1 protein-coding gene is annotated in these 691 nt (G+C 75.3%); it reads left to right on the top strand.

What is annotated here, in order from left to right:
• The coding region (locus tag E7Z54_RS12250; RefSeq protein WP_168798296.1) for an AAA family ATPase at positions 1 to 691 on the top strand (691 nt) is incomplete at both ends.

The raw sequence follows: 691 nt of genomic DNA on the forward strand, positions 1-691 counted from the left end.
CGTCCTCGCCGCGGCGGGCCAGTGGACGACCGTGCTGACCGGCGGCCCCGGGACGGGCAAGACCACCGCGGTCGCCGGCCTGCTCGCACTGCTCACCGAGCACGAGGGGCCGCTGCGCATCGCCCTGACGGCGCCCACGGGCAAGGCGGCGGCGCGGCTCCAGGAGGCGGTCGAGGAGGTGCAGCAGCAGGACCGGTTCACCGACGACGACCGGGTCCGCCTGGCCGGCCTGTCCGCGTCGACCCTGCACCGCCTGCTCGGCTGGAGATCCGGCTCGCGCACCCGCTTCAAGCACCACCGCGGGAACCGTCTGCCCCACGACGTGATCGTGGTCGACGAGACCTCGATGGTGTCGCTGACGATGATGGCGCGGCTGCTGGAGGCGGTTCGCCCCGAGACCCGCCTGATCCTCGTCGGCGACCCCGACCAGCTCGCCTCGGTCGAGGCCGGCGCCGTGCTGTCGGACCTCGTGCGGGGACTCGCCGTCCGGGCACCGCAGGCCGTGGCTGCGTTGCGGACGAACCACCGGTTCGGCAGCACGATCGGCGAGCTGGCGCAGGCGCTGCGCGACGCCGACGCGGACCGGGTGGTCACGCTGCTGACCTCCGGCCGGGCGGACGCGAGCCTGGTCGACCCGACCGATCCGGCGGCGACCGCCGCGGTGCGGAAGCGGCTCACCGACCACGCCGTC

This window comes from Nocardioides sp., from assembly GCF_004803405.1.
Taxonomy (GTDB): Bacteria; Actinomycetota; Actinomycetes; order Propionibacteriales; family Nocardioidaceae; genus Nocardioides; species Nocardioides vastitatis.